Origin of the sequence: Microcystis sp. LEGE 08355, from assembly GCF_015207185.1 — a bacterium.
GTDB lineage: Bacteria > Cyanobacteriota > Cyanobacteriia > Cyanobacteriales > Microcystaceae > Microcystis > Microcystis panniformis.
In genome coordinates, this window is record NZ_JADEXI010000784.1 from 1 (window position 1) to 1,760 (window position 1,760).

Here is a 1,760-nt window from a genome sequence, read left to right on the forward strand (position 1 = left end):
AGTTATCAGTTATCAGTTATCAGTTATCAGTTATCAGTTATCAGTTATCAGTTATCAGTTATCAGTTATCAGTTATCAGTTATCAGTTATCAGTTATCAGTTATCAGTTATCAGTTATCAGTTATGGCTCTTCGGTTTGTGTTATGCAATGGACGGGGGTTATAAGGGATGGAACCCTTATATAGAAAGGCATTTAGCTATTTTTGTCAATTGTTTTTGCTCTAGAGCGAACTAATCAATTAAGTCTCTTGCCAGATAAGGATTTAGTCGATTTATGCCCCCCTATCGAACCATACCAAGTAACGAAGAACCTCAGTTATTAGTTATTAGTTATTAGTTATTAGTTATCAGTTATTACTATTAAATAGTAGTTTTCCACTGTCTTTTCACTCTTTACTGATTCCTGATCACTGATTACTGTTTACTGATCAGTGATCACTGTTTACTGTTTACTGATTCCTGATCACTGTTTACTGATTACTGTTTACTGTTTACTGATCACTGATCACTGAATATCTGCTTCTCCCCCCACCACCACATTGCGGATACGGAGACTGGGGCCACCGCAGCCGACGGGTAAACCACTTTGACCCCCTTTTCCGCAGCCTCCCGACTCGTCCCAGTAGAAATCATCCCCAATTGCCTCAATATTGGCTAGGGTTTTAAAGACATTACCGGAGAGAGTCACATCCTTAACCGGTTCAGCAATTTCTCCATCGCGAATCATCCAAGCTTCCCCGGCGCTAAAAGTGAACATTTCGCCGTTAGTCATGCCTCCCTGCCAATTTTGGGCATAAACTCCCGTTTTTATCCCCGAAAATAACTCTTTAACGGGAGTGGTTCCCCGTTCAATCCAAGTGTTGGTCATGCGGACAATGGGCGGATAATGATAATTGAGACAACGGGCGTTACCTGTCGGTTTTTCGCCTAATTTGCCCGCCGTTTCCCGCGAATGCAGTCTTCCCACCAAAACCCCATCTTTAATTAACTGAGTCGTGGTCGCGGGGGTTCCCTCATCGTCATAAAAATAACTGCCCCGATGACCTTCCGGATAGGCCCCGTCAAAGATTTGCAGGTTATCTGGTCCAAAACGTTTGCCCATACTCATCACCTCCAAAAGGTCGGGATTTTCGTATAACATATCTGCCTCGGAAAGGTGGCCAAAAGCCTCATGGACGAACAGACCGGTTAAAATGGGATCGATGACGACGGTGTAGGTATCGCCCTTGACAGGGGGCAAAACTAGGGCTTGTAGGGCCCGTTTAGCCGACCCTTGCACCTGTTCTTCTAAATTGACCAGATCCTCGAAAGCTTTTCGGGATCCTGTGGTTTCCCGGCCCGTTTGTACGCTGTCCCCATCCCTAGCGGTGGCCGAAAAACGCATTTCTAAGTCCGACCATTTTTGTTCGATTAAAGTCCCGTCAGAAGTGCCTAAAAGAATATGTTGACTGCTATCGCTGTAACGGACGGAAGTGGTGGCAATACTGGGATGATGTTGACGCAATAAATTATTATAGCGATCGCAGAGGGCTTTTTTATCAGCTAATGGTACTAAACGGGGATCCGTTCCCGTTAAAGGCAATTCACAGGAGATAATTACAGGTTCTACTGGAGCAATCAGGGTTTCTTCTTCCCCAATTAAACGGGCAGCAGCGATCGCATCTTCTAATCGTTCCTGTAAACTGGATAATTGATTAAAGCTGGCAAATCCCCAACCTCCTTTATAACAAGCGCGTACCTGACCCCCGATAGCAATACCT

Annotated in this window: 1 protein-coding gene; it reads right to left on the reverse strand. The window is 44.7% G+C overall.

The window, feature by feature from the left end; genetic code table 11:
* Positions 1-505: 505 nt before the first annotated feature.
* The coding region (locus IQ242_RS23995; protein WP_193961677.1) for a TldD/PmbA family protein at positions 506-1,760 on the reverse strand (1,255 nt) is incomplete at its 5' end.